Source organism: Kitasatospora acidiphila (assembly GCF_006636205.1).
Classification (GTDB): Bacteria; Actinomycetota; Actinomycetes; order Streptomycetales; family Streptomycetaceae; genus Kitasatospora; species Kitasatospora acidiphila.
In genome coordinates this window covers 900,582-926,704 of sequence record NZ_VIGB01000003.1, presented here as the reverse complement: position 1 = coordinate 926,704, position 26,123 = coordinate 900,582, and the positions used below count along the sequence as shown (strand labels likewise).

The 26,123-nt window shown below is 73.1% G+C and carries 23 protein-coding genes and 1 riboswitch; of the genes, 18 read left to right on the top strand and 5 right to left on the bottom strand.

The genetic code is table 11. From position 1 onward, the window contains the following. Positions 1-34 precede the first annotated feature (34 nt). Positions 35-1,612 carry a class I adenylate-forming enzyme family protein gene (locus E6W39_RS05045; RefSeq protein ID WP_141632455.1) on the bottom strand — a complete coding sequence of 526 codons (1,578 nt, stop codon included), beginning with the start codon at positions 1,610-1,612 and terminating at the stop codon, positions 35-37. Positions 1,613-1,708: 96 nt separating this feature from the next. Continuing rightward, the gene (locus tag E6W39_RS05040; protein WP_141632454.1) at positions 1,709-3,352 is read right to left on the bottom strand and encodes a CoA transferase; all 1,644 of its coding nucleotides are present in this window, start codon (positions 3,350-3,352) and stop codon (positions 1,709-1,711) included. Between the two features lie 582 nt (positions 3,353-3,934). Between E6W39_RS05040 and E6W39_RS05035 the strand changes: the two genes are divergently transcribed. From E6W39_RS05035 to E6W39_RS04970, 14 genes are all read left to right on the top strand, one after another. After that, entirely contained in the window at positions 3,935-4,798 is an 864-nt protein-coding gene (locus E6W39_RS05035) for a DUF6777 domain-containing protein (protein ID WP_141632453.1), read from the top strand. 116 nt (positions 4,799-4,914) lie between these two features. Beyond that, a complete protein-coding gene (locus E6W39_RS05030) occupies positions 4,915-5,238 on the top strand; it encodes an NAD(P)-binding protein (protein WP_141632452.1) in 324 nt (107 codons plus the stop codon). Then, the gene (locus E6W39_RS05025) at positions 5,238-6,818 is read left to right on the top strand and encodes an FAD-dependent monooxygenase (protein WP_228717976.1); all 1,581 of its coding nucleotides are present in this window, start codon (positions 5,238-5,240) and stop codon (positions 6,816-6,818) included. Before E6W39_RS05030 ends, E6W39_RS05025 begins: the two co-directional genes overlap by 1 nt. A gap of 173 nt (positions 6,819-6,991) precedes the next feature. After that, entirely contained in the window at positions 6,992-8,185 is a 1,194-nt protein-coding gene (locus E6W39_RS05020; RefSeq protein WP_141632451.1) for a cytochrome P450, read from the top strand. Position 8,186: 1 nt separating this feature from the next. Beyond that, positions 8,187-9,731: an FAD-dependent monooxygenase gene (locus E6W39_RS05015; protein WP_181799103.1), complete on the top strand. Its 1,545-nt coding sequence runs from the start codon at positions 8,187-8,189 to the stop codon at positions 9,729-9,731. A gap of 248 nt (positions 9,732-9,979) precedes the next feature. After that, a riboswitch (FMN riboswitch) is annotated at positions 9,980-10,107 on the top strand. Positions 10,108-10,279: 172 nt separating this feature from the next. Beyond that, the gene (locus tag E6W39_RS05010) at positions 10,280-10,927 is read left to right on the top strand and encodes a riboflavin synthase (RefSeq protein ID WP_141632449.1); all 648 of its coding nucleotides are present in this window, start codon (positions 10,280-10,282) and stop codon (positions 10,925-10,927) included. After that, entirely contained in the window at positions 10,924-11,562 is a 639-nt protein-coding gene (locus E6W39_RS05005; RefSeq protein ID WP_141632448.1) for a nicotinamide mononucleotide transporter family protein, read from the top strand. Before E6W39_RS05010 ends, E6W39_RS05005 begins: the two co-directional genes overlap by 4 nt. Then, positions 11,559-12,815, top strand: coding sequence for a bifunctional 3,4-dihydroxy-2-butanone-4-phosphate synthase/GTP cyclohydrolase II (locus tag E6W39_RS05000; protein WP_141632447.1), 1,257 nt, complete (start codon positions 11,559-11,561; stop codon positions 12,813-12,815). The genes E6W39_RS05005 and E6W39_RS05000 overlap by 4 nt, the downstream gene beginning before the upstream one ends. A 48-nt stretch (positions 12,816-12,863) precedes the next feature. Further along, complete coding sequence (gene ribH / locus E6W39_RS04995) at positions 12,864-13,340, top strand: 6,7-dimethyl-8-ribityllumazine synthase (protein ID WP_141632446.1); 477 nt, start codon at positions 12,864-12,866, stop codon at positions 13,338-13,340. A gap of 116 nt (positions 13,341-13,456) precedes the next feature. After that, positions 13,457-13,729, top strand: coding sequence for a phosphoribosyl-ATP diphosphatase (locus tag E6W39_RS04990; RefSeq protein ID WP_101384126.1), 273 nt, complete (start codon positions 13,457-13,459; stop codon positions 13,727-13,729). A gap of 57 nt (positions 13,730-13,786) precedes the next feature. Then, on the top strand, positions 13,787-14,632 hold the full coding sequence (hisG, locus tag E6W39_RS04985) for an ATP phosphoribosyltransferase (RefSeq protein WP_101384127.1): 846 nt from the start codon (positions 13,787-13,789) through the stop codon (positions 14,630-14,632). A 53-nt stretch (positions 14,633-14,685) separates the two neighbouring features. Continuing rightward, positions 14,686-15,147, top strand: a complete 462-nt coding sequence (locus E6W39_RS04980) for a PH domain-containing protein (protein ID WP_141632445.1) — start codon at positions 14,686-14,688, stop codon at positions 15,145-15,147. A gap of 167 nt (positions 15,148-15,314) precedes the next feature. After that, positions 15,315-16,628: a hemolysin family protein gene (locus E6W39_RS04975; RefSeq protein ID WP_141632444.1), complete on the top strand. Its 1,314-nt coding sequence runs from the start codon at positions 15,315-15,317 to the stop codon at positions 16,626-16,628. Continuing rightward, positions 16,625-17,692 (top strand): hemolysin family protein, encoded by a 1,068-nt coding sequence (locus tag E6W39_RS04970; protein ID WP_228717975.1) that lies wholly within the window; start codon positions 16,625-16,627, stop codon positions 17,690-17,692. Before E6W39_RS04975 ends, E6W39_RS04970 begins: the two co-directional genes overlap by 4 nt. On the opposite strand, the gene E6W39_RS04965 is transcribed toward E6W39_RS04970, so the two are convergent. The 3 genes from E6W39_RS04965 to E6W39_RS04955 form a co-directional block, all read right to left on the bottom strand. After that, positions 17,662-19,641: an AAA family ATPase gene (locus E6W39_RS04965; protein ID WP_141637552.1), complete on the bottom strand. Its 1,980-nt coding sequence runs from the start codon at positions 19,639-19,641 to the stop codon at positions 17,662-17,664. The genes E6W39_RS04970 and E6W39_RS04965 overlap by 31 nt on opposite strands. A 384-nt stretch (positions 19,642-20,025) precedes the next feature. Beyond that, positions 20,026-20,622, bottom strand: a complete 597-nt coding sequence (locus E6W39_RS04960; RefSeq protein ID WP_141632443.1) for a uridine kinase family protein — start codon at positions 20,620-20,622, stop codon at positions 20,026-20,028. Positions 20,623-20,728: 106 nt separating this feature from the next. Then, positions 20,729-21,208, bottom strand: coding sequence for a hypothetical protein (locus E6W39_RS04955; RefSeq protein WP_181799102.1), 480 nt, complete (start codon positions 21,206-21,208; stop codon positions 20,729-20,731). Positions 21,209-21,412: 204 nt separating this feature from the next. Between E6W39_RS04955 and E6W39_RS04950 the strand changes: the two genes are divergently transcribed. From E6W39_RS04950 to fxsA, 4 genes are all read left to right on the top strand, one after another. Next, on the top strand, positions 21,413-21,853 hold the full coding sequence (locus tag E6W39_RS04950; RefSeq protein WP_101384131.1) for an Lrp/AsnC family transcriptional regulator: 441 nt from the start codon (positions 21,413-21,415) through the stop codon (positions 21,851-21,853). A 66-nt stretch (positions 21,854-21,919) separates the two neighbouring features. Continuing rightward, positions 21,920-23,530: an amidohydrolase gene (locus tag E6W39_RS04945; protein ID WP_141632442.1), complete on the top strand. Its 1,611-nt coding sequence runs from the start codon at positions 21,920-21,922 to the stop codon at positions 23,528-23,530. A gap of 111 nt (positions 23,531-23,641) precedes the next feature. Next, positions 23,642-25,300: an apolipoprotein N-acyltransferase gene (lnt, locus tag E6W39_RS04940; protein WP_407658365.1), complete on the top strand. Its 1,659-nt coding sequence runs from the start codon at positions 23,642-23,644 to the stop codon at positions 25,298-25,300. A 148-nt stretch (positions 25,301-25,448) separates the two neighbouring features. After that, complete coding sequence (gene fxsA, locus E6W39_RS04935; protein WP_228717974.1) at positions 25,449-26,045, top strand: FxsA family membrane protein; 597 nt, start codon at positions 25,449-25,451, stop codon at positions 26,043-26,045. Positions 26,046-26,123: the final 78 nt, after the last annotated feature.

The following is a 26,123-nucleotide window of genomic DNA, read 5'->3' as shown; positions in this document are numbered from 1 at the left end:
TCCTTGGTTGTGGGGCCGGCTCCGGCAGCCGCCGCTACGCGAGGATCTCCCGTGCCATCCGGGAGAGTTCGGTGCGGGAGAGCTTGCCGGTGCTGCCCAGCGGCAGGGCGGTCAGCGCCACGAGCTGCTCGGGCAGTTTGCGGCGCTCCAGCCCGCGCTGCTCCTCCAGGAAGTGGTTGAGCTCGGCGAGGGTCGGGGTGGGGTGGTCCTGGTGCGGCACCACGCAGACGCAGAGCCGCTCGCCCAGGTCGGCGTCCGGCACCGGCACGCAGATCGCCTCGGCCAGCGCGGGGTGCGCACCGGCGTGCCGCTCCACCTCGGCCGGGCTGATCGAGTACCCGCCGCGCTTGATCAACTGGCTGTTGCGCCGTAGCAGTTGAAGTCTGCCGTGCTGGTCGATCAGCCCGTGGTCGCCGGTCCGCACCCAGCCGACTGCGTCCCGGCTGCGGGCGTCCAGCTCCGGAGCGCCGACATAGCAGAGCGGGGTCATCGGCCCGCGCGCCCACAACTCCCCGGCGGTGCCGGCCGGGAGCGGGCAGCCCTGCTCGTCGCGGACCTCGAAGTCGCAGACGGCCGGGTCCGGGCGGTCCAGCACAGTGGTCTCGGCGCCCGTGATGCGGTATTCGCCACGGCAGTTGACGCCGTCCGAGGAGCCGTAGACGTTGCTCACCGGGCGGCCGAACCGCTCCAGGGCTGCGGCGAGCACCCCGGCCGGTAGCCCGTCGCAGCTGGCGATCACGGCCTGCAGACTGCTCAAGTCCTCTCCGGTCAACGATGGTTGGGCGGTCATGCGGCGCAGGATGGTGGCCACCGCGAAGAGATGGGTCACCCGGTGCTCGGCGATCGCCCGCAGCGCGGCGACCGGGTCGAAGCGGTCGAGCAGCACCAGGGTGGCGCCGTGGCGGTAGAGCGAGACGGTACCTAGCGAGCCGTAGGAGGCCGACAGCGGCACCAGGATCAGGGAGCGGGGCGCCGGTTCGCCGTCGTAGATGGCCCGCAGGTAGTTGCCTCGGCCGCCGCCCATGGCATTGTGCGAGTAGGCGATCATCTTCGGTTCGGCCTCGGAACCGGAGGAGACCAGGATGCGGGCCGGCGCATCGGGGCCGGCCGGCGCTGCGGGATCGGCGCTCTCCTGGCATGCGATGAGCTGCTCGGGTGTCAGAACTGCCTTGAGGTGGGGCAGATCGGTGGTGTCGAGCGGCCTGGTGGTGACCAGCGCGGTGGCCCGGGAGCGAGCCAGCAGGGAGCGGGCCTCGCTGCTGCCGGGGCCGTCCGGGAAGGTCAGCGCCACCGATCCGAGGCGGGCGGCGGCCAGTTCAGCGGCCAGTGCCGGCCACCCGTTCGGCAGCCGGACGGCCACGATCTCCCGGTCACGCACCCCGGCCGCTGCCAGCGCGCCGGCGAACCGTCCGACACAGTAGTCGAGTTGGGCATAGCTGACCGCAGTGTCGCCGTGGATCACCGCATCCCGGTCGGGGTGGGCGAGAACGCGCTGCCGGAACAGCCGGTAGATGTCGCTGTCCAGGTAGTGGCCGTCCGCCGACCAGGCGCGGCGCAGGGCGGTCGGGACGCGGTCGGCGAGGGTGAGGCCTTGGCGGGAGGTCCAGCTCATGGGGGCTCCGTGGGTCGGATGTGCGGGACCCGGTCAGTCGTCGAACTGCCGGACCTGCCAGGTGTCGAAGTGCCGCGAAGTGCCGTGGCAGGCCCGTCAGGCGTCGAACTGCCAGGGCGCCCGGGGCAGTACGCAGCTGTCGTGCTGGAGGGCGGCGGCGAACCGGGGGTCGGCGGCCAACTCCTCGGGGGTGGCGGCAGGGAAGCGGGCCGGGGGAGCGTCGGGCGGGGACGCCATGTCCAGCAGGGCGACGGCGGCGGAGAACAGGGAGGAGTCGACCCGCTGCCCGAAGCCGCTGCCGGCCCGGGCCACCAGGGCGGCCAGCACCCCGGTCGCGCTGACCAGGCCGCCGAAGACGTCGGTGATGGTCAGCAGCGCGGGGGCCACCGGCCGCCCGGGCGGCGTCACCAGCGCGGCCAGTCCGCTGTGCGCCTGCACCAGGTAGTCGGTGCCCACGGGCAAGCCGCTACCAAAGGCGTTGCCGTCGGGGTTGAAGAGTTCACCCCAGCCTGATGCCCAGGCGTGCACCAGGCCCGGCTGCTCGGCCAGTAGCTGCCCGGGGTCGAGCCCGAAGGACTCCGCCTTGCCAGGAGCCAGGTTGTGCAGGAACACCTCGGCGCCACCGATCAGTTCACGGATCGCCCGGCGACCGGCGGGGGAGCGCGGGTCGGCCTCGAACACCCGCTTGTTCCGGTTGAGCGCATGGAACCGGGCCGATACCTCGCCCACCATCGGCGGTACCCCGCGCAGAGGGTCCCCGCCGAGCGGCTCGACCCGGATCACCTCGGCACCGAGCAGTGCCAACAGGTGCCCGGCCAACGGACCTTGAAGCCGACGGGTCATCTCGACCACCACCAGCCCGGCGAGCGGGCCCGCACCGGCCGGCGCAGGCGGCAGTGGTGAACCGGGCCCGGGGACGCTCTCGATCCGCCACGGCGGCAGCCGGTAGCCGCTCGGCCCCTGGGCACGGACGGGGACGATCGACACCCCGACCGACACGGCCGCATCGGTCAGTTGGCGGTAGCTCAGCTGCCGGGTGGCCAGGTCGAGTTCCGCCGGAAGTGCGCAACTCCCGGTGGCGAAACGGAGTTGGAACGGCGGCCAGCCCTGTCCGACCACCGGACGGGCCACCCCGAGGCCGCTCCAGAACGCCAGCCACTGCCCGGGGTCCAGCGCCTCGATCTCGAACCGCACCCCGTCGGCGCTGGTGAACGGCGGAGGTCCGGTGTCGGCCCGGGTCGGCTCGGGCGGATCGTCCGCCGTCGCCGCCGCCAGGTACTGGCCGACCGCGAGTAACGCCGCACCCGCCACCGAGGTGCGCACCCGGCGTGCCGAGCCGCCGCGCAGTACAGTGAGGCGAGCGGCCAACAGGCCCTGCACGGCCAGCACTCCGGCCACCGCACTCGCGTACTCGATGCCCAGCGGCTGCGGCGTGCCGTACCGTCGCCCGTGCACGGCGGCCAACCCGCAGGCTGCCTGCACGTCCGCCTCACTCGCCAGCGGCATCGCCACCGGCCCGGCCCAGTCGAGCGCACAGGTGACGGCGCCCGAGCCGACGCCCAAGGTCAATCTGGCTGGTGCGGAGGACTTATGATGTTCAGTCAACTCGGCACCGAGCAGCCGGAGCTGGTGGATCGCCAGCCGGAGGGGGAAGCCGCGACCGGTGGCCGTCAGGGCGACTCCGGTCAGCGGTGCGGTGGTGTCGGTCGTGGCGGGGCGGAGCAGCGTGTCCTCGCGCATCGATTCTCGTCCTGGCGACTGAAGGTGTGTCTTGGGTGGCAGAAAGCCTGAGGCACACGGGGCAGAAGTGGCCCCTGTGCTCTGTGTGACGACACTATCACGACAGGTGACGACCTTGATCGACGCAATCGACGCAGCTGAGCGACTCAGCTCATCGCAGCAGCTGATCGCCGCAGCCGATCGACGCCATGGATGCAGGCGCGATGAATGCGATGACTGCAAGGGACGCAATCGACGCAGTCATCGCGCCGGGTGATCGCCACGAAGACGCGAGGAGGGCTGACGCCCTTCGCGCCTGCGTGAGAGCGCTCGGTGGCCCGTTCATCGCAGCAGCGGTTGCGAGGGCGTCGGAACGCACGGGGAGAATGGGGCGTGAGCGCTGAAGAGCCGTCAGATTCGGAGCAGCCCACCGAGTCATCGAGTGGGCCGGCGGCGGGCCCCGAGCAAGCGCCCGGTCAGCCGGCCGCCGCAGAGGCCGCGCCCCTCGGGGAAGCGCCCACCCCGCCGTCGCCCCCGCGCACCACGGTCGGCCCCGCTGGTGGTGGCCCCCGTCGACCCTGGTGGCAGCGTTCGCGTGCCCTGGTGGCGGCGGGAGCCGGGGTGGTGGTGGCCGCTGGACTGGCCGCACTCCTGATCGAGCGCCAGCCGTCCCAAGGCACCGCCGCCGTCAACACCGGATCCACCGACATCACCCGGCAGGCAGCCGGCTCCTTCGGCCGCGACCCCTACACCCCCTCGGTGGTCGTCACCCCGTCTCCGACCCCGGCCGGCAGCACGGTCACCCCGTCTCCGACCCCGGCCGGCAGCACGGTCACCCCGTCTCGGACCCCCGCCGGCAGCGTGGCCACCCCGCCCACCGGAACGGTGAACGGCGACACCCCCGGCCTCTACGGCGGTACCGAGCACTCCGCCAGCTGCGACGTCGGGCAGCTGGCCGGCTTCCTCGCCGCGCACGCCGACCGGGGAAAGGCGTGGGCCGACACGGCAGGAGTCGAACAGAGCGCGCTCCCGGACTATCTGCATTCGCTCACGTCCGTCCTGCTGCGGGCGGATACCAGGGTGACCAACCACGGCTTCGCAGACGGGCTGCCGACGACGTTCCAGTCCGTCCTGCAGGCGGGCAGCGCCGTGCTGGTCGACGACCGCGGGGTGCCCAGGGCGCGGTGTGCCTGCGGCAATCCGTTGACCCCGCCCGTGGCGGACACCAGCGCACCGCAGTTCGACGGCGACTCCTGGCCCGGGTTCCGTGCGGACCGGGTGGTGTCGGTGAGCCCGGCGCCGACCGCGATCAGCGCGCTGGTGCTGGTGGACCCGGCCGGCGGTGGGCGATTCACCCGTCCGGTGGGTACCGCAGGTGCCGACGACCGATCGACTGCGCCTCCGCCACCCCCGGCGTCCGCCCCCGGCGCCCCCGAGCATTCGGGGGCGGACGCCAGGACCCCGTGAACCGGTGTTCGCGGGCCATCAGGTTTTATCAGACCCGACCCCTGAAATACTGTCGGCAATTCCACTGCATCCGAACTCCAGGATCTATTGGAGTCGATTCCCAGGAGGGTGCCGTCATGCGCGCTGGCCGCCAGGTCACCGTGATCGGCACCGGAACGGCCGGTCTGGTCACAGTCGCTGAGCTGGAGTGTCACGGCTGTCAGGTGGAAATCCTCGAAGCAGATCATCGTATTGGCGGAGGCATTCCGGCCTGCCGCTTCCATTCCGGGTACGACACTCCGTCGGTGAAGCGCGGTGCGATGCGTATTTCCGAACATCACCGTCAAACCCTGGCGCGTATCGAATGCCCGCCCGATCCGGACGTAGCGCCCGATCCGGACGCAGCGCCCGTGCCGATGACGTGCCGTGCCGACTCCTTCCGCCGAACCCGGGTGGTGTGATGACCAATCAGATGACGAACAAGGCCCAGACCCACGAGACCGATGTGCTGATCGTCGGTGGCGGCCCGGTGGGGCTGGCGCTGGCGCTGGACCTCGACTCCCGCGGCGTCCGCTGCGTCGTCCTGGACGCCTCCGACGGTGTGGTGGAGCATCCCAAGGTCGGCACCGTCGGGCCGCGCTCCATGGAGCTGATGCGCCACTGGGGCCTGGCCGACCGGGTCCGTGCGGCCGGCTGGCCCGGTGACCACCCGCTGGACATCGCCTGGGTCACCGCGCTCGGCGGCCACGAGATCCACCGGCTGGCCTTCGGTACCGCCGACACCCGGCCGTCGCTCAGCTACACCCCCGAGCTGGAGCAGGTCTGCCCGCAACACTGGCTGATGCCGCTGCTCGGCGAGGCCGTCGGCGTCCACCCGGACGGCCCGCTGCACCGCCAGACCCGGTTGGAGTCCTTCACCCAGGACGGCGACCAGGTCCGCGCCACCGCCACCGACCTGCGCGACGGCAGCACCCTGGAGTTCACCGCCCGCTACCTGGTCGGCAGCGACGGCGCCTCCTCCACGGTGCGCAAGCTCCTCGGCGTCGACGCACCGCAGTACTTCGACACCCGGGTGTTCCGCAACATCCTGTTCCGGGCGCCCCGGCTGCGCGAGCAACTCGGCTCCCGCAACGCCCTGGTGTACTTCCTCACCCAGCCGCCCGGCCTGCGCTACCCGCTGCGTTCGATGGACGGCCGCGAGCTCTACCGGCTGACGGTGGCCCAGGACAGCGAGCAGGACGCGCTCGGCCTGATCCGCTCGGCGATCGCGCTGGACACACCGGTGGAGCTGCTCTCCGAGAACGTCTGGCACCTCACCCACCGGGTCGCCGAGCACTTCCGCCAGGGCCGGGTGCTGCTGCTCGGCGACGCTGCTCACACCCTCTCGCCGTCCGGCGGCTTCGGGATGAACACCGGGCTGGCAGACGCCGCCGACCTCGGCTGGAAGCTCGCCGCCGAGCTGGCCGGCTGGGCCGGTCCCGGGCTGCTGGACTGCTATGACACCGAGCGGCGGCCGGTCGCCGAGCTGAGTCTCACCGAGGCCAACCGCAACCTCCAGCGTGCCCTGGGCCGGCAGCTGCCGATGGAGCTGATGCTCGACTCGCCGGTCGGCGAGCGGGCTCGGCAGGAGCTTGCACGCGGCCTGCGGAACGGCGGGGTGCGCCGCGAATTCGAGGCCCCCGAGGTGCACTTCGGCTACCGCTACCAGTCGCCGCTGATCGTCCCGGACGGCCTGACCGAGCCCGACTGGCGCACCGAACCGGCGGCCGGCCACCGCGCCCCGCACGCCTGGCTGCCCGGCGGCGCCAGCGTTCTCGACAGCTACGGGCCGGGCTTCCGGCTGGTCACGGCAGCCACCGAACTCGACGGTGTGGAGCGGGCGTTCAGCGATCGGAGGATCCCGTTCGGGGTGGTCGGGGCGGACGTCTACCGGAGCCGCTTCGTGCTGGTCCGCCCGGACGGCCATGTCGCCTGGCACGCCGATGAGTTGCCCGCCGACCCCGGGGCGCTCGCCGACACCGTGCGCGGTGGTGCCCGATGACGCTCCGACCTGCCATCGGCCGCGCCGTTGCGGGTGGTGGCCGATGACGCTCCGACGTGCGATAGGCCGCGCCGTTGCGGGTGGGCCTACGACGCTCCGACCTGCCGTGCGCCGCGCCATAGCGGGCGGTGGCCGATGACCAAACGCCGCTCCGAGCGTTGCGAGGTGGACCAATGAGCTTCCGCCCGGCCGAAGTTCACCTGCCCGACCCCTACCCGCTCTACCGCCGCTACCGCGAGAGCGACCCGGTCCACCTGGCCGACGACGGCAGTTGGTACCTGTTCGGGCACGCGGCCGTCGCCCAGGTGCTCTCCGGCCGCCGGGACTACTGCCGCGGCCCCGCGCCGGCCCGGTTCCCGTCGGGTTGCCCGCACCTGCAACGCACCGTGGCCAACTGGATGGTCTTCATGGACCCGCCCGAACACACCCGGGTGCGGGCCCTGGTGGCCCGCAGCTTCACGCCGCGGGTGGTGCAGGCGCTGCGGCCGCGGATCCGCCGGATCACCGCCCGGCTGACCGACGGCCTGGCCGACGAACTGGCCGCGCACGGCGTGGCCGACCTGGTCGAGCGATTCGCCGCGCCGCTCCCGGTGCTGGTGATCAGCGAACTGCTCGGTGTGCCGGAGCACGATCGCGCCTGGTTCCGCGCCCAGGCCCTGGACCTGGAGCTGGCCACCAGCGCACGCACCGGCCGCCGGGCCGGTGCCTTCCAGTTGGCCGAGGCGGCCGCCGGCGAGCTGGACGCCTACTTCCGGGCCGAACTGCGCCGCCCCGGCCGCTGGGAGCGCGACGACCTGATCGGGCTGATGCTCCGACACGGCTCCGCGTTGTCCGAGGACACCCTGGTCGGCACCTGTATCCATCTGCTGACGGCCGGCCATGAGACCACCACCAATCTGCTGGCCAAGGGCCTGCTCGCGCTGCTCGCCCACCCCGACCAACTGGCCGCCCTCCGCTCGGGCCCGCTGCTCGCCGCGGCCGCCGTCGACGAGCTGATCCGCTATGACGCGCCCGTCCAGATGATCAGCCGCCTGGCGCGGCAGGACGACCGGTTCGGCGACCGCATCGTGCCGGCCGGCAGCAAGGTGGTGCTGGTGCTCGGCTCCGCCAACCGCGACCCTGCCCGGTTCCGGCAGCCGGACCGGCTCGACCTGAGCCGCGACACCCACCGCCACTGCGGCTTCGGAACCGGCATCCACTACTGCGTGGGCGCGCCGCTGGCCCGGGCCGAGGCGGAGATCGGGCTCACCATGCTGCTCACCAGGTTCCCCCACTTGGCAGTTGCCGAGCAAGCGGCCGAACCGGTGCGCTACACCCAGGACTTGGTCTTCCATGGCCCGTCCCAGCTGCTGGTCCAAGGAGGCTGACATGACGTCAGAGGAGGAGCCACCCGCCATGGTCGACGTGGTGGTGGTCGGCGCCGGGCCCACCGGTCTGGCCCTGGCGATCGGGCTGCGGCAGTACGGCCTGGAGGTCGCGGTGCTGGAGAAGGCGGACAGCGGCAAGCGGCAGGCTCGGGCCGGGGTGGTCTGGCAGCGGGCGCTGGAGGTGCTGGACGATCTCGGCTGCGCCGAGCGGTTCCTGGCCAACGGCGTGGCGCTGCGCACCTCCGAGCTGGTGGTGGCGGGCCGCTCACTCGGCGAGGTCGCGATGGCCGCCCCCGGCACCCGGTTCCCGCATCCGCTCTGCATCGAGCAGGACGCCATGGAACGGCTGCTGGGTGAGCGGCTGCTGGAGGTCGGCGGCAAGGTCGAGTGGTCCAGCGAGGCGGTGGCGGTCCGCGTCGGAGCCGGCGCCGCCGAGGTCGACGTCCGCGGGCCGGACGGGCGGCAGCGCACCCTGCGATGCGCCTGGGTGGTCGGCTGCGAGGGCGCGCACAGTACGGTCCGCAAGGCGCTCGGGCTGCCCTTCGAGGGCGGGCCGCGGGAGAACCTGCAGGTGGTGCAGTTCAATGCGATCGCCGACTGGTCGTACCCGGCCCGCCCCGGGCACACCTACATGTTCCTGTCGCACGGCATCTCGGCCGGTGCTGCGCCCCGACCCGGCGGCGGCTACCGCTTCTACGGCTTCACCGCAGACCCGGACCAGCGCGAACTCACCCCGCCCAGCCTGGACGAGATGAGCGCGTTCCTCGCCAGGGCGGCGCACGACCCCAGCGTGAAGCTCTCCGCCACCGACCCGCTCTGGACCAACCGGGCCAGGTTCCAGGATCGGTTCACCCGCACCCTGCGCTCCGGGCGGGGACTGCTCGCCGGCGACAGTGCCCACGTCTGGGCGCCGGTGGCCGCGCACGGCCTCAACACCGCGCTGCGCGGCGCGCACAACCTGGCCTGGAAGCTGGCCAGCGTGCAACTCGGTTGGTCCGAACCGGAGTTGCTGGACACCTACTCAAGCGAGCAGCGGCTGACCGCGCTCCGGGTGATGCGGAAGACCGCCCGGGACCGGATGGAACTGCCCGGCACCGCTCTCACCCTGCTCTCCATGCGGCTGCTCGGTCCGCGTCTGCTGCGTAGCCGGCGGGCCACCGATCGGATCCGCAGCCGACTGAGCGACCTCGACATGCACCACCGGGAGAGCGCCCTGTCAGTGGGGGAACGGGCCGGGGACCGGATACCGGACCTGCCGGTCTGGACCGAGGGCCACTGGCGGCCGCTGCACGAGCTGCTCGACTACCGGCACTGGACCCTGCTGCGGGTGTCCGGCTCGGCGCTCGGCGATCCGCACCTGGCCCGCCTGCTGGCCCGCTACCCGCTGCCGATCGAGGTGCGCGCCGTCGAGCCCGCCCCGGGGGAGGAGCGCCTGCTGCCGCCGGGCGCGCTGCTGCTGCTCCGCCCCGACCGCCACATCGCGCTGACCGCCCGCCACCCGGAGGAGGTCGCCGCATACCTCGGCCGTTGGTTCCGCAGGACCTGACAGTCAGTCGTCCCGCGCCCTCACACCGTCCCGTGGCCTCGCGCCGTCCCGCGCCCTCACGCCGTCCCGCGCCCTCACACCGTCCCGTGGCCTCGCGCCGTCCCGCGCCTCGTGCTCTGGCCTCCCGCGCCCCCCGCGCAGGCGCGGACATTCCCGCCCCCGGCGTGAAAGAGAGCACAGTCGCACCCCCTCCCGTGCCGGTTGCGGATCATGGCACAATGACCGCAATGCAGTAAGCAGTGACGTTCAGCGCACTCCGGGGTCGGTGAAACTCCGAACCGGCGGTTACAGTCCGCGACCCGTCCGCAGCCAGCGGCCGGTTGACCAGGTGAAACTCCTGGACCGACGGTTAAAGTCCGGATGGGAGGCGTGCGCGACGGGTTTTGTCACGGCGATACCGCGGCCTCCTCCCGGGGAGCCGCGTCCGGTTCGGCGGTAGGGCTCTGCCTACCCGTCGTCCCTTGAGTATCGCTGCTTGACGGGCCCGTAGTCGGCTTCCCAATGTCTGCCGCCCCGGAGTCCGCGCTCAAAGCGCGAGGAGAACCCGGGTGTTCACCGGCATCATCGAAGAGCTCGGCGAGGTCGTCTCCATCGAGGAGTACGGAGATTCCTCGCGCATCCGCCTGCGCGGTCCCCAGGTGATCGAGGGGGCCCGGCACGGCGACTCCATCGCGGTCAACGGCGTCTGCCTGACCGTGGTCGACACCCCCGAACAACTGGCTGACGGCAGCGGCGAGTTCAGTGCCGACGTGATGGCCGAGACGCTGCACCGCACCAGCCTGGGGGCGCTCGTCCCCGGCTCCCGGGTGAACCTGGAGCGCGCCATGGCGCTCGGCGCCCGGCTCGGCGGCCACCTCGTCCAGGGCCATGTGGACGCCACCGGCACCCTGCTGGACCGCTCCCCGGGCGAGCTGGACGCGAGCGGCAAGCCCCGCTGGGAGGTGCTGCGCTTCTCGCTGCCGCAGAGCATCGCCCGCTACCTGGTGGACAAGGGCTCGATCACGGTGGACGGCATCAGCCTGACCGTGGTCGAGGCGGGCGACGACTGGTTCACGGTGAGCCTGATCCCCGCCACCCTGGCGCTGACCACGCTGGGTGCCAGGGCCGTCGGCGAGCCGGTCAACCTCGAGGTGGACGTCCTCGCCAAGTACGTCGAGCGGCTGCTCGCCTCCCGCGCGCTGGGGGACGCGTCGTGAACTCGCTCAACACCGTCGCCTTCACCCTGTTCGGCGAGCACTTCAAGTGGAACGACGTGGTCGGCAACACGCTCGGCCTGGTCGGGCTGGCCTACGGCTGGCGCCGCTCGGTGCTGAGCTGGCCGGTGCAGCTGCTCTCCGGCCTGGTGCTGATCAGCGCCAACCTCTCCGCGCACCTGTCCGGCGGGGTGGGCAAGCAGCTGGTCGTGATCGCCACCTCGATCTGGGGCTGGTACCAGTGGCAGCGCGGCCGCAGCCAGGACGGCGACATCCGGATCCGGTTCGCGACCTGGACCGAACGCGCCCTGCTGGTCGCCGGCACCGCCGTGGCCACCGTCGCGGTGGCGCTGGTGTTCCAGCACTGGAACCTCTCCTGGTCCCCGTGGGCGGACGCCTACATCTTCACCGGCACGCTGGCGGCGATGGTCGCCCAGGCCCGCGGCTGGGTGGAGTTCTGGTTCGCCTGGATAGCGGTCGACGTGGTCGGCGTCCCGCTCGCCTTCTCCAGCGGCCTGCCCTTCTCCGGCCTGGTCTACCTCGTCTACTTCGTCCTGGTGATGCTGGGCCTGCGCTCCTGGTGGCTGCGCACCCGGCTGCCGCAGCCCGCCCCCACCCTGCAGGGAGTCCCGGCATGAACGCCCACGCGCACGACCTCGACCTGACCCTCGACCCGGTGGAGCGGGCCATCGCCGACATCGCGGCCGGCCGCGCCGTGATCGTGGTGGACGACGAGGACCGGGAGAACGAGGGCGACCTGATCTTCGCCGCCACCGCCGCCACCCCGGAGCTGCTCGCCTTCACCATCCGCTACACCTCCGGAGTGATCTGCGTCCCCGTCACCCAGACGGACGCCGACCGGCTCGGCCTGCCTCCGATGACCCGGGTCAACGAGGACCGCAAGGGCACCGCCTACACCGTCTCGGTGGACGCCCGCGAGGTGGAGGCCACCGGGATCTCCGCGGTGGACCGGGCGCTGACCATCCGCCTGCTCGGTGAACCGGCCTCCACCGCCCGCGACTTCACCCGCCCCGGCCACGTCTTCCCGCTGCGCGCGGTGGACGGCGGGGTGCTGGCCCGGCCCGGCCACACCGAGGCCGGCGTGGACCTGGCCCGGCTGGCCGGGCTGCCCCCGGCGGCCGCCATCTGCGAGGTGGTCAACGACGACGGCACCATGGCCCGACTGCCCGAACTGGTGGCCTTCGCCCGCGAGCACGGCCTGTCGATCATCTCCATCGAGGACCTGATCGCCTACCGCCGCCGCACCGAGTCCCAGGTCGAGCGGGTCGCCGTGACCGCCCTGCCCACCGTGCACGGCGAATTCACCGCGGTCGGCTACCGCGGCACCATGGACGGCACCGAGCACATCGCCCTGGTCGCCGGCGGCCTGGACGCCGACGGGCGGCTGCCGGACGGCGAGGACGTGCTGGTCCGGGTCCACTCCGAGTGCCTGACCGGAGACGTCTTCGGCTCGCTGCGCTGCGACTGCGGCCCGCAGCTGGAGGCCTCGCTGGCCAGGGTCGCCGAGGCCGGCCGTGGCGTGGTGCTCTACCTGCGCGGCCACGAGGGGCGCGGCATCGGCCTGGGCCACAAGCTGCGCGCCTACCAGCTGCAGGAGCAGGGCCGGGACACCGTGGACGCCAACCTGGAGCTCGGCCTGCCCGCCGACGCCCGCGACTACAGCCTCGGCGCCCAGATGCTCACCGACCTCGGGGTGCGCTCGCTCACCCTGCTCACCAACAACCCGGACAAGCAGACCGCGCTGCTGGACCACGGACTCAAGGTCAAGGACCGGGCGCCGATACCGGTGCAGGCGGGTCGGCACAACCTGGCCTACCTGCTCACCAAGCGCGACCGGATGGGCCACGACCTGCCGTGGCTGGTCGGCTGAAGCCGTCCGCCGTCGACTGAACCCCGCACGAACCTTAGGAGAACGATTGTGGCTGGTCACGGAGCCCCCGTACTGACCGTCGAGAACGCCGCCGACCTGCGGGTCGCGGTGGTCGCGGCCCAGTGGCACACCCAGGTGATGGACGGCCTGCTGAACGGCGCCGAGCGCGCCCTCAAGGAGCTCGGGATCGCCGAGCCGACCGTGGTGCGAGTCCCCGGAACCTTCGAACTGCCGGTCGCCGCCCAGCGGTTGGCGGAGCTCGGCTATGACGCGGTGGTGGCCCTCGGGGTCGTCATCCGCGGCGGCACCCCGCACTTCGACTACGTCTGCCAGGCGGCCACCGCCGGCCTCACCGAGGTCAGCGTGCGCACCGGCGTGCCGGTCGGCTTCGGCGTGCTCACCTGCGACAACGAGGAGCAGGCGATCGACCGCGCGGGCCTGCCCGGCTCCGCCGAGGACAAGGGCCACGAGGCGGTCAGTGCCGCCGTCGCCACCGCCGTCACGCTTCGCGCGCTGGCGGCCTGACACCCTGCCGCCCGGGGCCGGACTCCGGACAGCCGGCCCCGGGAAATCCAGCGGGCCGTCCATAGGTCGAGCCGTTGGCCAAGCCGATGCCCGGACCCCGTAAGGTGGTTCCCATCATGGCTTCCAAGACATTCGAGGAGCTCTTCACCGAGCTCCAGCAGAAGGCCGCCACCGGCGACCCCGAGACCTCCCGTACCGCGCAGCTCGTCCAGCAGGGCGTCCATGCCATCGGCAAGAAGGTGGTCGAGGAGGCGGCCGAGGTCTGGATGGCCGCCGAGTTCCAGACCAAGGAGCAGACGGCCGAGGAGATCTCCCAGCTGCTCTACCACCTCCAGGTGATGATGGTCGCCCGCGGGCTGACCCTCGACGACGTCTACGCCTACCTCTGACCACCGGTCCTCAGCTCCACGCCCCCGTATCGGCTAGTAACGAAGGAACATCCGTTCATGCTGCGCATCGCCCTCCCCAACAAGGGTTCGCTCTCGGGTCCCGCGGCGGAGATGCTCCATGAGGCCGGCTACCGCCAGCGCAAGGACCCCAAGGAACTGGTCCTGGTCGACCCCGAGAACCAGGTGGAGTTCTTCTTCCTGCGCCCGCGTGACATCGCGGTCTACGTCGGCTCCGGCCGGCTCGACATCGGCATCACCGGCCGTGACCTGCTGCTGGACTCCGGCGCCGACGCCGAGGAGGTGCTCGCGCTCGGCTTCGCCGGCTCGACCTTCCGGTTCGCCGGCCCGGCCGGCTCGCCCAAGGACGTGCAGGGCCTGCAGGGCCTGCGGATCGCCACCTCCTACACCGGCCTGGTCTCCCAGCACCTCGCCGAGCACGGTGTGCAGGCCACCGTCACCAAGCTGGACGGCGCGGTGGAGACCGCGGTCCAGCTGGGCGTCGCCGACGTGATCGCCGACGTGGTGGAGACCGGCACCAGCCTGCGCAACGCGGGCCTGGAGGTCTTCGGCGAGCCGATCCTGATCTCCGACGCCGTGGTGATCCGGCCCAAGGGCGCCGGCGAGGCCGCCGGGGTCGAGCAGTTCCTGCGCCGACTGCAGGGCGTCCTGGTGGCCCGCCGCTACGTCCTGATGGACTACGACATCAGGGCCGAGAAGGTCGCCGACGCGGTCGCCCTGACCCCGGGCCTGGAGTCGCCCACCGTCTCCCCGCTGCACACCGAGGGCTGGGTCGCGGTCCGGGCCATGGTGCTGCGCAAGGAGGCCCAGCGGATCATGGACGACCTGTGGGCCATCGGCGCCCGCGGCGTCCTGGTGACCAACATCCACGCCTGCCGTCTGTAGGTAGAGGGCCCGGCACCCTCTGACGACCCGTTCCCCTCCGGAGTACCAGCGCCATGACCAGCACCGACCTGCCCGACCTGCCCGTCACCTGGCTGCCCCGCCGCACCCGCGCGGTGCTGCTGACGGCGAGCGGGGTGCTGGCGACGGTGTTCGTGGTCATGGCGCTGATCCTCCCGCCCAGCTGGCAGCTGAACGACCGGGTCATGCTGGTCTTCCTCGGGCTGGTCTTCTCCGGGGTCGGCCTGATGCTGGCCCGCCCCCGGGTGGACGCCGACGCCGACGGCGTGCTGGTGGTGAACCTGGTCCGCTCGCGCCGCCTGCACTGGGCCGAGATCCTGCGGGTCAACCTCAAGCAGGGCGACCCGTGGGTCACCCTGGACCTGGCCGACGGCACCTCGCTGGCCGCCATGGGCATCCAGCCCAGCGGCGGCCGCGACCAGGCGGTGCGGGCCGCGCTCCAGCTGCGCGATCTGGTCGAGTCCCGCGGCGCCGCCCCCGAGCCCGCCAACGCGTAACCGCCACCACATACCCGCGTGCGGGGATCGGCTAGGCTGGTAAAGCTCGGGCAAAGCCCCGCGCCATCCGACCCGTGACCTGAGGAGTGACACCTCCCCGCGATGGACGATCCGTCCGGTAGTACCGACGCCGCCCTGCCCCCTTCGACCAACGGGCGGGCGGCGCTGTGATCACCGCCTGGCTGCTGCTGGCAGCCGCCTTCCTGCTGATTCTCGCCAACGGCCTCTTCGTCGCCGCCGAGTTCTCCTTCGTCACCGTGGACCGCGGTGCGGTGGACCGGGCCGCGCAGGCCGGCGACCGGCGCGCGGAGGGCCTGCGCAAGGCCCTGCACACGCTCTCGTTCGAACTCTCCGGCGCCCAGCTGGGCATCACCGTCACCTCGCTGGTGGTCGGCATGCTCGCCGAGCCGGCGCTCTCCACCCTGCTCGGCCCGCCGCTCACCGGCCTCGGCCTGCCCTCCGGTGTCGCCAGGGGCGCGGCCACGGTGATCGGCATGGTGCTGGCCACCGTGCTGCAGATGGTGATCGGCGAACTGGTGCCGAAGAACTGGGCGATCTCCCGCCCGCTCCAGGTGGCCCGCGCGGTCGCCGCGCCGCAGCGGCTGTTCAGCGCCGCCTGCCGCCCGCTGATCAGCGCCCTCAACGGCGGCGCCAACCGGCTGGTGCGAGCGCTCGGGATGGAGCCGGCCGAGGAGCTGGCGCACGCCCGCACCCCCGGCGAACTCGCTGTGCTGGCCCAGCACTCGGCCCGGGCCGGCGCCCTGGAGGAGGACGCCGCGCAGCTCTTCGTGCGCACCCTGGGCCTGGGCGAGCTGACCGCCGAGAGCGTGATGACCCCCCGGGTCGACGTCTCGGCGCTGCGGCACGACGCCACCGCCGCCGACGTGGTCAACCTGACCAGGGCCACCGGCTTCTCCCGCTTCCCGGTCTACCGGGACAGCCTGGACGACATCACCGGCACCGTCACCCTCAAGGACGCCATAGCGGTCCGCCCCGAGCGCCGCACCGAGGTGACGGTGGATCAACTGGCGGGCGCCCCGCTGCTGGTCCCCGAGACACTGCCCGCCGAGCGCCTGCTGGAGCAGCTGCGCCACCGGCAGCCGATGGCCATCGTGATCGACGAGTACGGCGGCACGGCCGGCGTGGCCACCCTGGAGGACATCGTCGAGGAGATCGTGGGCGAGGTGCGCGACGAGCACGATCCGGGCGAGACCCCGGACCTGCTCGCGATCCCGCCGGTCGCCGGGCACCCGGCCTGGCTGGCCGACGGCCGGGCCCGGCTCGACCAGTTGGAGGAGATCGGCCTGCACGCCCCGCACGGACCGTACGAGACGCTCGCCGGTCTGCTCGCCGACCTGCTCGGCCGGATCCCGGTGCGCGGTGACACCGCCGGACTGCCCGGCTGGGAGCTGACCGTGCAGGGCGTCGACCGGCACCGCACCACCCGGGTCCGGCTGCTGCACCTGGGGGCGTCGGCATGATCGTCGTCGTCCAACTCTTCGCCGCGCTCCTGCTGCTGCTCGGGAACGCCTTCTTCGTCGCCGCCGAGTTCGCGGTGATCTCGGTGCGCCGCAGCCAGGTCGAGCCGCTGGCCGAGGAGGGCAACCGCCGGGCCGCCACCATGCTGCGTGCCATGGGCGAGGTCTCGGCGCTGCTGGCCGCCGCCCAACTGGGCATCACGGTCTGCTCGCTGCTGCTCGGCGCGCTGGCCGAGCCGACCGTGGCCGAACTGCTGTCCGGCCCGTTCCACGCGATCGGGCTGTCCGGCGCGGCCAGCCATCTGACCTCCTACCTGCTGGCACTGGCCCTGGTGGTGGTGCTGCACATGGTGATCGGCGAGATGGTGCCCAAGAACATGTCGCTGGCCTCGCCGCTGCGGGCCGCGCTCTGGCTCGGCCCGCCACTGGACCGGCTGGCCCGCTGGCTGCGCCCGGTGATCCGGTTCCTGAACGCCTTCGCCAACCTGGTGCTGCGGCTGTTCAAGGTGGCGCCCAAGGACGAGGTGGAGTCGGTCTTCGACGCCGAGCAACTCCTGTGGATCCTGGCCGAGTCCAGGGCCGCCGGGCTGCTGGCCGAGGCCGAGCAGGAGCGGCTGGAGGACGCCCTCGAACTGGGCCGCCGACCGGTCCGCGAAGTGCTGCTGCCGATGGCCGGCCTGGTCACGGTGGACGCCTCGGTGACCGCCCGCGAGGTGGAGGAGCGGGCGGCGGCCACCGGCTACTCCCGCTTCCCGGTGGCCGACGCCACCGGCGCGATCGTCGGCTACCTGCACCTCAAGGACGTGCTGGAGGTCGAGGACCCGGACGCCCCGCTGCCGATGCGGCTGTGGCGCAAGGTCATCGCGGTCGCCGAGTCGCTGCCGATGGACGACGCGCTCACCGCGATGCGCCGGGCCACCGCACACCTGGCGGCGGTCACCGACGCGGACGGCCGCGCGCTGGGCGTGGTCACCCTGGAGGACGTCCTGGAGGAGCTGGTCGGCGAGATGCACGACCCGGACCACCGGGAACGGGTTCAGCCCCGGCCGTCGATCAGTTCGCCGTAGGCCTGGACCAGGTCGGGCAGCCGCAGCGTGGCCAGGTCCTCCCGGTTGGGCAGTTCGCGGGACTGGGTGAGCCGCAGGTCCCGGTAGGCGCAGGACTTCTCGTAGAGGGTCCGGATGAACCGGCCGTTGCCCAGCTCGTCGATCCAGCCCTCGGCGACCACGTGCGCGCAGATGCTGGCCAGCTCGTCGGCGGCGTCCTCGTCCCAGGCGTCGCCGTCCCGGGCGGCCAGCGCGCTGCCGATCGCGGTCAGTTCGGCGGGGCGGTAGCTGGGGAAGTCGACCCGGGTGGTGAAGCGGGAGTTGAGGCCCGGGTTCGCGGCCAGCAGCCGGTTCATCCCCTCCGGGTAGCCGGCCAGGATCACCACCAGGCGGTCCCGGTTGTCCTCGGCCCGCTTCAGCAGCACCTGCAGCGCCTCGTCACCGTAGGCATCGCCCTTGCTGTAGCCGGAGTTGGCCAGGCTGTACGCCTCGTCGATGAAGAGCACGCCGTCCAGGGCCGAGTCGATCAGCTCATTGGCCTTGACCGCGGTCTGGCCGAGGAACTCGCCGACCAGGTCAGCCCGTTGGGCCTCCACCAGATGGTCGCCGGAGAGCAGGCCGAGGGCGTGGAAGACCTGGCCGAGGATCCGGGCGACGGTGGTCTTGCCGGTCCCGGACGGGCCGGAGAAGACGAAGTGCCGCTTGGGCGGCTGCACCGGCAGGCCCTGCTCGGCACGCAACCCGGCCATCCGCAACTGCGCGGAGAGCGCGCGGACTTGGCGCTTGACCGGGTCCAGGCCGACCATCTGCTCCAAGGCTTCCAGGGCGGCGTCCAAACGCTGCTGGGCGGCGGTCGGTTCGGAGGCGGCGCGCGGGGCGTCCGGCTGCCGGCGGACGGTCGCCGGCGGGGGAGTGGTGCCGGTCGGTTCACCGAGCGCGCCCCGGTTGGCGTCACCGTCGCGCGGACCGCCCTCGCTCGGGTCGGCGTCCCGCGGGCCGCCGGTGTCACCGTCCCGCGGACCGCCGCTGGAGCGCTCGGCCTGCGGCAGCGGACTGGGCTCACCGACGGGCTGCGCGTCGGCACCCGGCGGGCCGGCGTCCCCGGCCAGCACCGGCCCGAGGCCGCTGATCAGATCCAGGGCGACGGCGTCGGCCGACTCCGTCGGGCCGATGATGCTCTCCATGAAGGGCGGCAGCTCCTCCAGCAGGCCCAGGCCGTCTTCGGCGGCGATCGCGGCGAGCCGGGCGGCGGTGTCCATGAACGCCGGGTCGGCCCGGTGCACCGAGCGGTAGAGCGGGAGGGCGGCGGCGCTGCGCCCGGCGCCCTCGTAGGCGCGGGCCAGCCAGTAGCGCAGCTCCTTGCGCTGCGGCTGCTCGGAGCGGCAGCGGGCCAGGGATGCGGCCAGCGGGGCCTGGGCCTGGGCGCACATGTCCAGCCGGACCCGGGCCATGCCGCCGAACAGGCCCGCCTCGATGCCGAGCAGTGCGTCGTCCAGCAGCACGTCGGTGTCCCGGATCAGCTGCTCCCAGTCCTTCAGCAGGTAGGAGCGGCAGGCGCGCAGGAAGCGCACCGACGGGTCCTGCTCGGGGGGCGGGCACTGGGCCATCGCCCGGTCCAGCTCGGCGAGGTGGCGGCCGTCCAGCCAGTGCGAGGCGTGCGCCAGTGCGAGGTCGCGCTCGTCCTCCAGTACCGGCTGGACCCACCAGCCCAGCCAGTACCAGGAGCTGAGCGGGCGGCCGTGCCGGCGGCGCTGCTCGCCGAAACGTTTCTTGCTGCGGTGCATGGCCAGCAGTGCGCCGGAGGTGTCGCAGCGCAGCGCGTGCAGACCCAGCCAGGCGTCGGCCATGCCGGGGTCGAGGCGCACCGCGGTGCGGAACTCCTCCTCGGCCCGGGCATAGGCGCCGGCCGTGTAGGCGTCCATGGCGCGCAGCCAGGCGCGGTCGGCCGGCCCGTGCGGGCCGGTGCCCATGTTGTCACCGATGATCACTCACGCCCCCCGTGATGTGCACCGAGGCCGCCGCTTGCTGGGGGTACGCCCCCAGCCTTCGACCGGGAGGTGCCCCCACCCGGCCGGAGGTTGGGGACGGTCAGCGCCGTGCACCCGGGACGCCTTCGCGCCTGCTCGGAATCGTACCCGGGTGTGGCTGATCCGGAAGCGTGCCGGGCGGTGCCAAATCGCCATCGCCTCAAGACCGTTGGCATGCTGACGGCCTGCTCGGCGAGCTTTCCCGCGAAAAACGGCGCCTCCGGCTCACGGGGGAACGAGCCGGAGGCGCCGCGTCTAGTTGCGGGCTCAACTACTCCCGCTAAGAGGAAAATTTAGTTCCTGTCCGCCTCCCGGTCAAGCGACCGCTTAGTTGCCTCGGTTCGCAACCACGCGACCGGTGCGGCCGTCCACTCTGAGCTGGGCGAACGGGCGGCTGGGGTCGGCGGCGAAGTGTGCGGCCTCGGCCGCCGACCAGTGCTCCCAGAAGGCGGCCAGCTCCGGACCGTCCCGGCGCAGGCCGCGAGCGCGGGCCTCGGCGGCCGGCAGCTCCATCCAGATCAGGGTGGCCAGCAGCGGCCGCAGTGCCCGCCGGCCGGCACCGACGCCCTCCAGGAGAACTACCGGCGCGGGTGCGATCTTGCGCGCCCCCCGAAAATCCCGGGCGACCCAGTCGTAACCGGAGAAGTCGGCCGTCTCACCCCGCCCCAGCGGCTCCAGGACCCAGGCGCGCAGCCGGTCGACCCACTCGAAGAACTCCTGATGGGTCGCCAGGTCGTCCAGGTGCACCACGGGTGCGCCGCCCAGCGCGGCGGCCAGCCGTTCGGTGAAGGTGGTCTTGCCCGAGCCGGCGTGTCCGTCCACCGCCACCAGCCGCACCGGGCCGAGGGACGGCGGCAGCGCGCGCAGGCGCGCGGCCAGTCGGCTGAGCTCGTCGGACTGGCTGGGATCGTCGGGGCGGAGCATGGCCGGTAACTCTACGCGGCGCGGCCGGCGGCGCCGCCCGGCGGCGAGCAGCGCGCCGCCCGACTGCCGGGCAGCGCGCTGCTGACGCTTCCTCAACTCCCGCTGGCTAGCGGCGGACCAGCCGCCCGCGCGGCGCCTGCCGCATCGGCGGCACCCGGTGCGCGCCGGCCGCGGTGCCCGCCGCAGCCGCCCGGACGCCCTGCGCGTGCGAGAACGGCTGGGTGCGCCAGTCCAGTTCGGCCGGCAGGGTGAGCAGCGCGGCCACCGTGTCGGCGTGCTCCTCGCCGGGCTCCGGTGCCACCACCGGCAGTTGCTCGGTGGCCAGCCCCGAGCCGGTGCAGAGCGCCGGCTCGAACGGGTGCCAGGGCTGCTGCACCACCGCGTGCTGCGGCAGCTGCTCCTCGTCGCCGATCAGGGCGATGGCACGCTGGCACTCCGGGCAGAGCACCCGGACGATCTCCCAGCTCTCCGGCTCGCCCGGGTCGGCGCCGGGCGCGAGGTCGAAGGCCGGCGAGTCGCCGTCGAAGTCCTCCGTGGCGGGCAGGGCGGCATCGGCGCGCAGGGCGCGCTCCTCAGCTGAAGGCATGTGATCCCCCTATGGATCGGGCCGGGCCAACTCGGCCGGGGCCATCACCAGCACTTCCCGCTGACGCGGCCTCATAACCCTGCAGGTCGCGGCAGGGTGATGCGGTCGAGTGTGTCCTTCGCCACATTCCCGAGGCATATGCCGATGGCGAGCTCCGCCAACCGTGCGGCATCCGCCACTCCGCCGGTCGGGTAGGTTTCTGCTGTGGAGGATCTCGACCAGCGCATCGTCCAGCTGCTCGTCCAGGACGGGCGGATGAGCTACACCGACCTGGGCAAGGCCACCGGCCTGTCCACCTCGGCCGTCCACCAGCGGGTTCGACGGCTGGAGCAGCGCGGGGTGATCCGGGGCTACTCGGCGATCGTCGACCCGGACGCCGTCAACCTGGCCCTGACGGCCTTCATCTCGGTCAAGCCGTTCGACCCCAGCGCGCCCGACGACGTGCCCGAGCGGCTCGCCCCGCTGCCGGAGATCGAGGCCTGCCACAGCGTCGCCGGCGACGAGAACTACATCCTCAAGGTGCGGGTCGGCGCCCCCGGCGACCTGGAGGACCTGCTCGCCCGGATCCGCAGCGCCGCCGGTGTCTCCACCCGCACCACGGTAGTCCTCTCCACTCCCTACGAGGCCCGCCCGCCCAAGCTCTAGGCCCGTACGCCCCAGATCAAGGGGTGCGTTCACATACCGGGACAACCCGGGTGCAGACTGTCCCTCATGACCGAACGCACCTCCCGCACCGTGCTGCTGCGCGGCGGCAACGTCTACAGCCCGGCCGACCCCTTCGCCACCGCGATGCTGATCGAGGGCGAGCAGATCGCCTGGGTCGGCAGCGAAGGTGCCGCCGACGCCTACGCGAGCGTCGCCGACGAGGTGGTCCAGCTGGACGGTGCGCTGGTCACCCCCGCCTTCGTCGACGCCCATGTGCACGCCACCGCCACCGGCCTGGCGCTCACCGGCCTCGACCTGACCGGCTGCGGCTCACTCACCGAAGCACTGATCCGGATCGGTGCCCACGCGGCCGGGCGGTCCGGCGTGCTGATCGGCCACGGCTGGGACGAGACCGGCTGGCCCGAGGGCCGCCCGCCCACCCTCGCCGAGCTCGACCAGGCGGCCGGCGGCGCCCCGCTCTACCTCTCCCGCACCGACGTGCACTCCGCGCTGGCCACCACCGCCCTGCGCGACCTCACCCCGCACCTCGCCGAGCTGCCCGGCCACCACCCCACCGCGCCGCTCACCCGCGACGCCCACCACGCGGTCCGCCAGGCCGCCCTCGCCCACCTCACCGACGAGCAGCGCCGCGCCGCCCAGCGCGCCACCCGGCAGCGGGCCGCGTCGCTCGGCATCGGCGCGCTGCATGAGTGCGCGGGCCCGGAGATCTCCTCCGCGCACGACCTGGCCCAGCTCCTGGAGCTGGCCGCCACCGAGGACGGCCCCGAGGTCTACGGCTACTGGGGCGAGCTCGGCGGCGTGGCCACCGCTCGCGAGCTCGGCGCGGTCGGCGTCGGCGGCGACCTCTTCGTGGACGGCGCGCTCGGCTCGCACACCGCCTGCCTGCACCGCGCCTACGAAGATGCCGACCACACCGGTACCGCCTATCTGACGGCCGAGCAGATCGCCGACCACGTCGCGGCGTGCACCGAGGCCGGCCTGCAGGCGGGCTTCCACGCGATCGGCGACGCCGCGGTCGACGCCGTGCTCACCGGCGTCCGGGCAGCCGCCGACCGGGTCGGCCTGGCCGCCGTCAAGGCGCTGCGCCACCGCGTGGAGCACGCTGAGGCCCTGGACGACAAGGCGATCGCCGGCTTCGCCGAACTGGGCCTGGTGGCCTCCGTGCAGCCCGCCTTCGACGCCGCCTGGGGCGGCCCGGACGGCATGTACGTGGCCCGGCTGGGCACCGAACGGGCCGGCGCGCTCAACCCGTTCGCCGCGCTGCTGCGCGCCGGCGTCCCGCTGGCCTTCGGCTCGGACGCCCCGGTCACCCCGCTGGACCCGTGGGGCACGGTGCGCGCTGCCGCCTTCCACCGGACGCCCGAGCACCGGATCTCGGTGCGCGCCGCGTTCGCCGCGCACACCCGCGGCGGCTGGCGGGCCCTGGGCCGCGACCAGGAGGGCGTGCTGATCCCGGGCGCCACCGCCACGTACGCCGTCTGGCAGACCGGCGAGCTGGTGGTCCAGGCCCCCGACTCCCGGGTGGCCGGCTGGTCCACCGACCCCCGCTCCGGCACCCCCGGCCTGCCCGACCTCACCCCCGGCAGCGAACTGCCCGGCTGCCTGCGCACCGTGGTCCGCGGCCGGACGGTCTTCCAGGCTACGACCACCGGCTGACCTGCGGGGTTCTCCTGCGGGATTCGTTTTCAACGGACCGCCCCGCAGAGGTACCGTCGGGCGACACCTGCCGACGGGCAGGTGAGCTATGCCTAGAAAGCTGGTGGCCAGGTGGCAGTGCCCGTCGACGCGGCGCCCCGAGCCGACGAACCGACCCCCGAGGTCCCGCCGGGCAAGGGGCGCACCGGCCGGCTGGCCCGGCTGCGCGCCAGGGCCAGGGCCGGCATGGGGGTCCCCCCGGCCGGAGGCTGGGGGAAGCAAACGGCGCTGGCCGCCACCGCCGGGCTGGCGCTGGCCGCCGCGTTCCCGCCGTACGACCTGTGGCCGCTGTCCATCGTCGCGGTGGCGGCGCTGGCGCTGCTCACCCACGGCCGCACGGTCCGGCAGGGCGCCTGGACGGGCTTCGCCTTCGGCCTGCCGTTCTTCCTCTGGCTGCTGGACTGGATCCGGGTGATCGGCTGGGACGCCTGGCTCGGCCTTTCGCTGGCCGAGGCGCTCTTCCTCTGGGCGCTCGGCGGCGCCCTGGCACTGACCTCCCGGCTGCGCGGCTGGCCGCTCTGGGGGGCCTGCCTCTGGGTGGCCGAGGAACTGGTCCGCGACCGGCAGCCACTGGGCGGATTCCCGTGGGGCCGGCTGGCGTTCGCCAACACCGCCAGCCCGTTCACCCCGCTGGCCGCGCTCGGCGGCGCCCCGCTGGTCACCTTCGCGGTGGCGCTCACCGGCTCGCTGCTGGGCTACCTGGTGCTGCGCTTCGCCCGCCGTGGCAAGGCGCCGGCCGGGGCGACGGGCTGGCTGAAGCCGACCGCCGCCGTGCTCTGCGCGGCGCTGGCCACCAGCGGCGGGCTGCTGGTCCCGATCCCCACCAAGGGCGACTCCACGGTGCGCGTCGCCCTGGTCCAGGGCAATGTGCAGCAGCCAGGGATCGACTTCCTGGGCCGCCCGATGCAGGTGCTGAAGAACCACGCCGCCGAGACCGAGGCCCTGGCCCAGCGGATCGCGGCCGGCCAGGAGCAGCAGCCCGATGTGGTGATCTGGCCGGAGAACTCCTCCGACCTGGACCCGTACAGCGACCCGGCCGCCTACGCCAAGATCACCGAGGCGGTCCGCTCGATCGGCGTGCCCACCCTGGTCGGCGCGCTGGTCAACGGCCCGGACGCGCAACACGTGCAGAACGAGGGCATCGTCTGGGACCCGATCAGCGGCCCGGGCGCCCACTACACCAAGCAGCACCCGGTGCCGTTCGGCGAGTACGTGCCGTTCCGTTCGGTGCTGATGAAGGTGATCACCCGGTTGCAGCGGGTCGCCCACGACTTCTACCCGGGCAAGGGCAACGGTGTGATGCAGCTCGGCCCGGCCCGGATCGGCGACGTGATCTGCTTCGAGGTCGCCTACGACGAGATCCCGCGCGACACCGTCAACGCCGGCGGCCGGGTGCTGGTGGTGCAGACCAACAACGCCACCTACGCCAAGAGCGGCCAGCCCGAGCAGCAGCTGGCGATGTCCAGGCTGCGCGCCGTCGAGCACGGCCGGGCCGTGCTGATCGCGGCCACCAGCGGGATCAGCGCCGTGATCCGACCCGACGGCACCATCGAGAGCCGCACCCAGGAGCTCGTCCCCGCCGAGCTGAGCGCGAACGTGCCGCTGCGCGACGGGCGCACCCTGGCCGACAAGGTCGGCGCCGCCCCGGAGTGGGCGCTCGCCGGGGTGGGGCTGCTGGCCTGCGGGGGAGCGGTGCTGATCGGCCGCCGCCGCGACCGCAGCGCCGCCTGAACCTGGCGCACCGCTCTGACCTGGCAACGGTTCGGCCCGGCCCGGAACACCCGGCCGGGCCGAACCGTTGTCCACGGTGGCGCCCGCGACCGTGCGGGGCAGGCCCGGACGGCGCCGATCGGCGCCCGCCATGGAGTGGATTCGTACCGTGACCCAGCACGTTGACCCGACCCGTGCCCCCGGCCGCCCGTCCGGCCGTCGCAGCCGGCTGCGCCGGGTGCTCCCGCTGCTGCTGGTCGTCTGGCTGGTGCTGGAGATCTGGCTGATGATCCAGGTGGCCGACGTCATCGGCGGGCTGCTGGTGGTGCTGCTGCTGATCGCGGGCGCGGTGGTGGGCTCCCGGCTGATCAAGCGCGCCGGGCTGCGCGCGCTGCGCAACGCCTCCACCGCTTTCGAGCAGGGCCGGCTGCCGGAGCCCGGCTCCGCCGAGACCGGCACCAGCCTGACCGTGTTGGCCGGCCTGCTGCTGATCCTGCCCGGCTTCCTGTCCGACGCGGTGGCGCTCACCCTGCTCTTCCCGCCGACCCGGGCCCTGTGGCGGATGGTCGGCCGCCGGGCCGCCCGCAGCCTGGTCCGCACCGGCCCCGCCGGCGATCCGCTGGCGGACGCGCTGCGGATGCAGCAGCAGTTCCGGATCCACCGGCCGGACGGCAAGGTGGTGCAGGGCGAGGTGGTCGATCCGGCCGAGCCCGGTCCCGACCGCCGTTCCGACGACCAGGGGCCGCGCCCGCCGCTGTCCCGCTGAACCACCGTCAGTTCGGCAGCGCACGCACAGCCGAGGCAGCGCCAGGCGCACCGAGGCAGCGCCAAGCGCAGCCGAGCG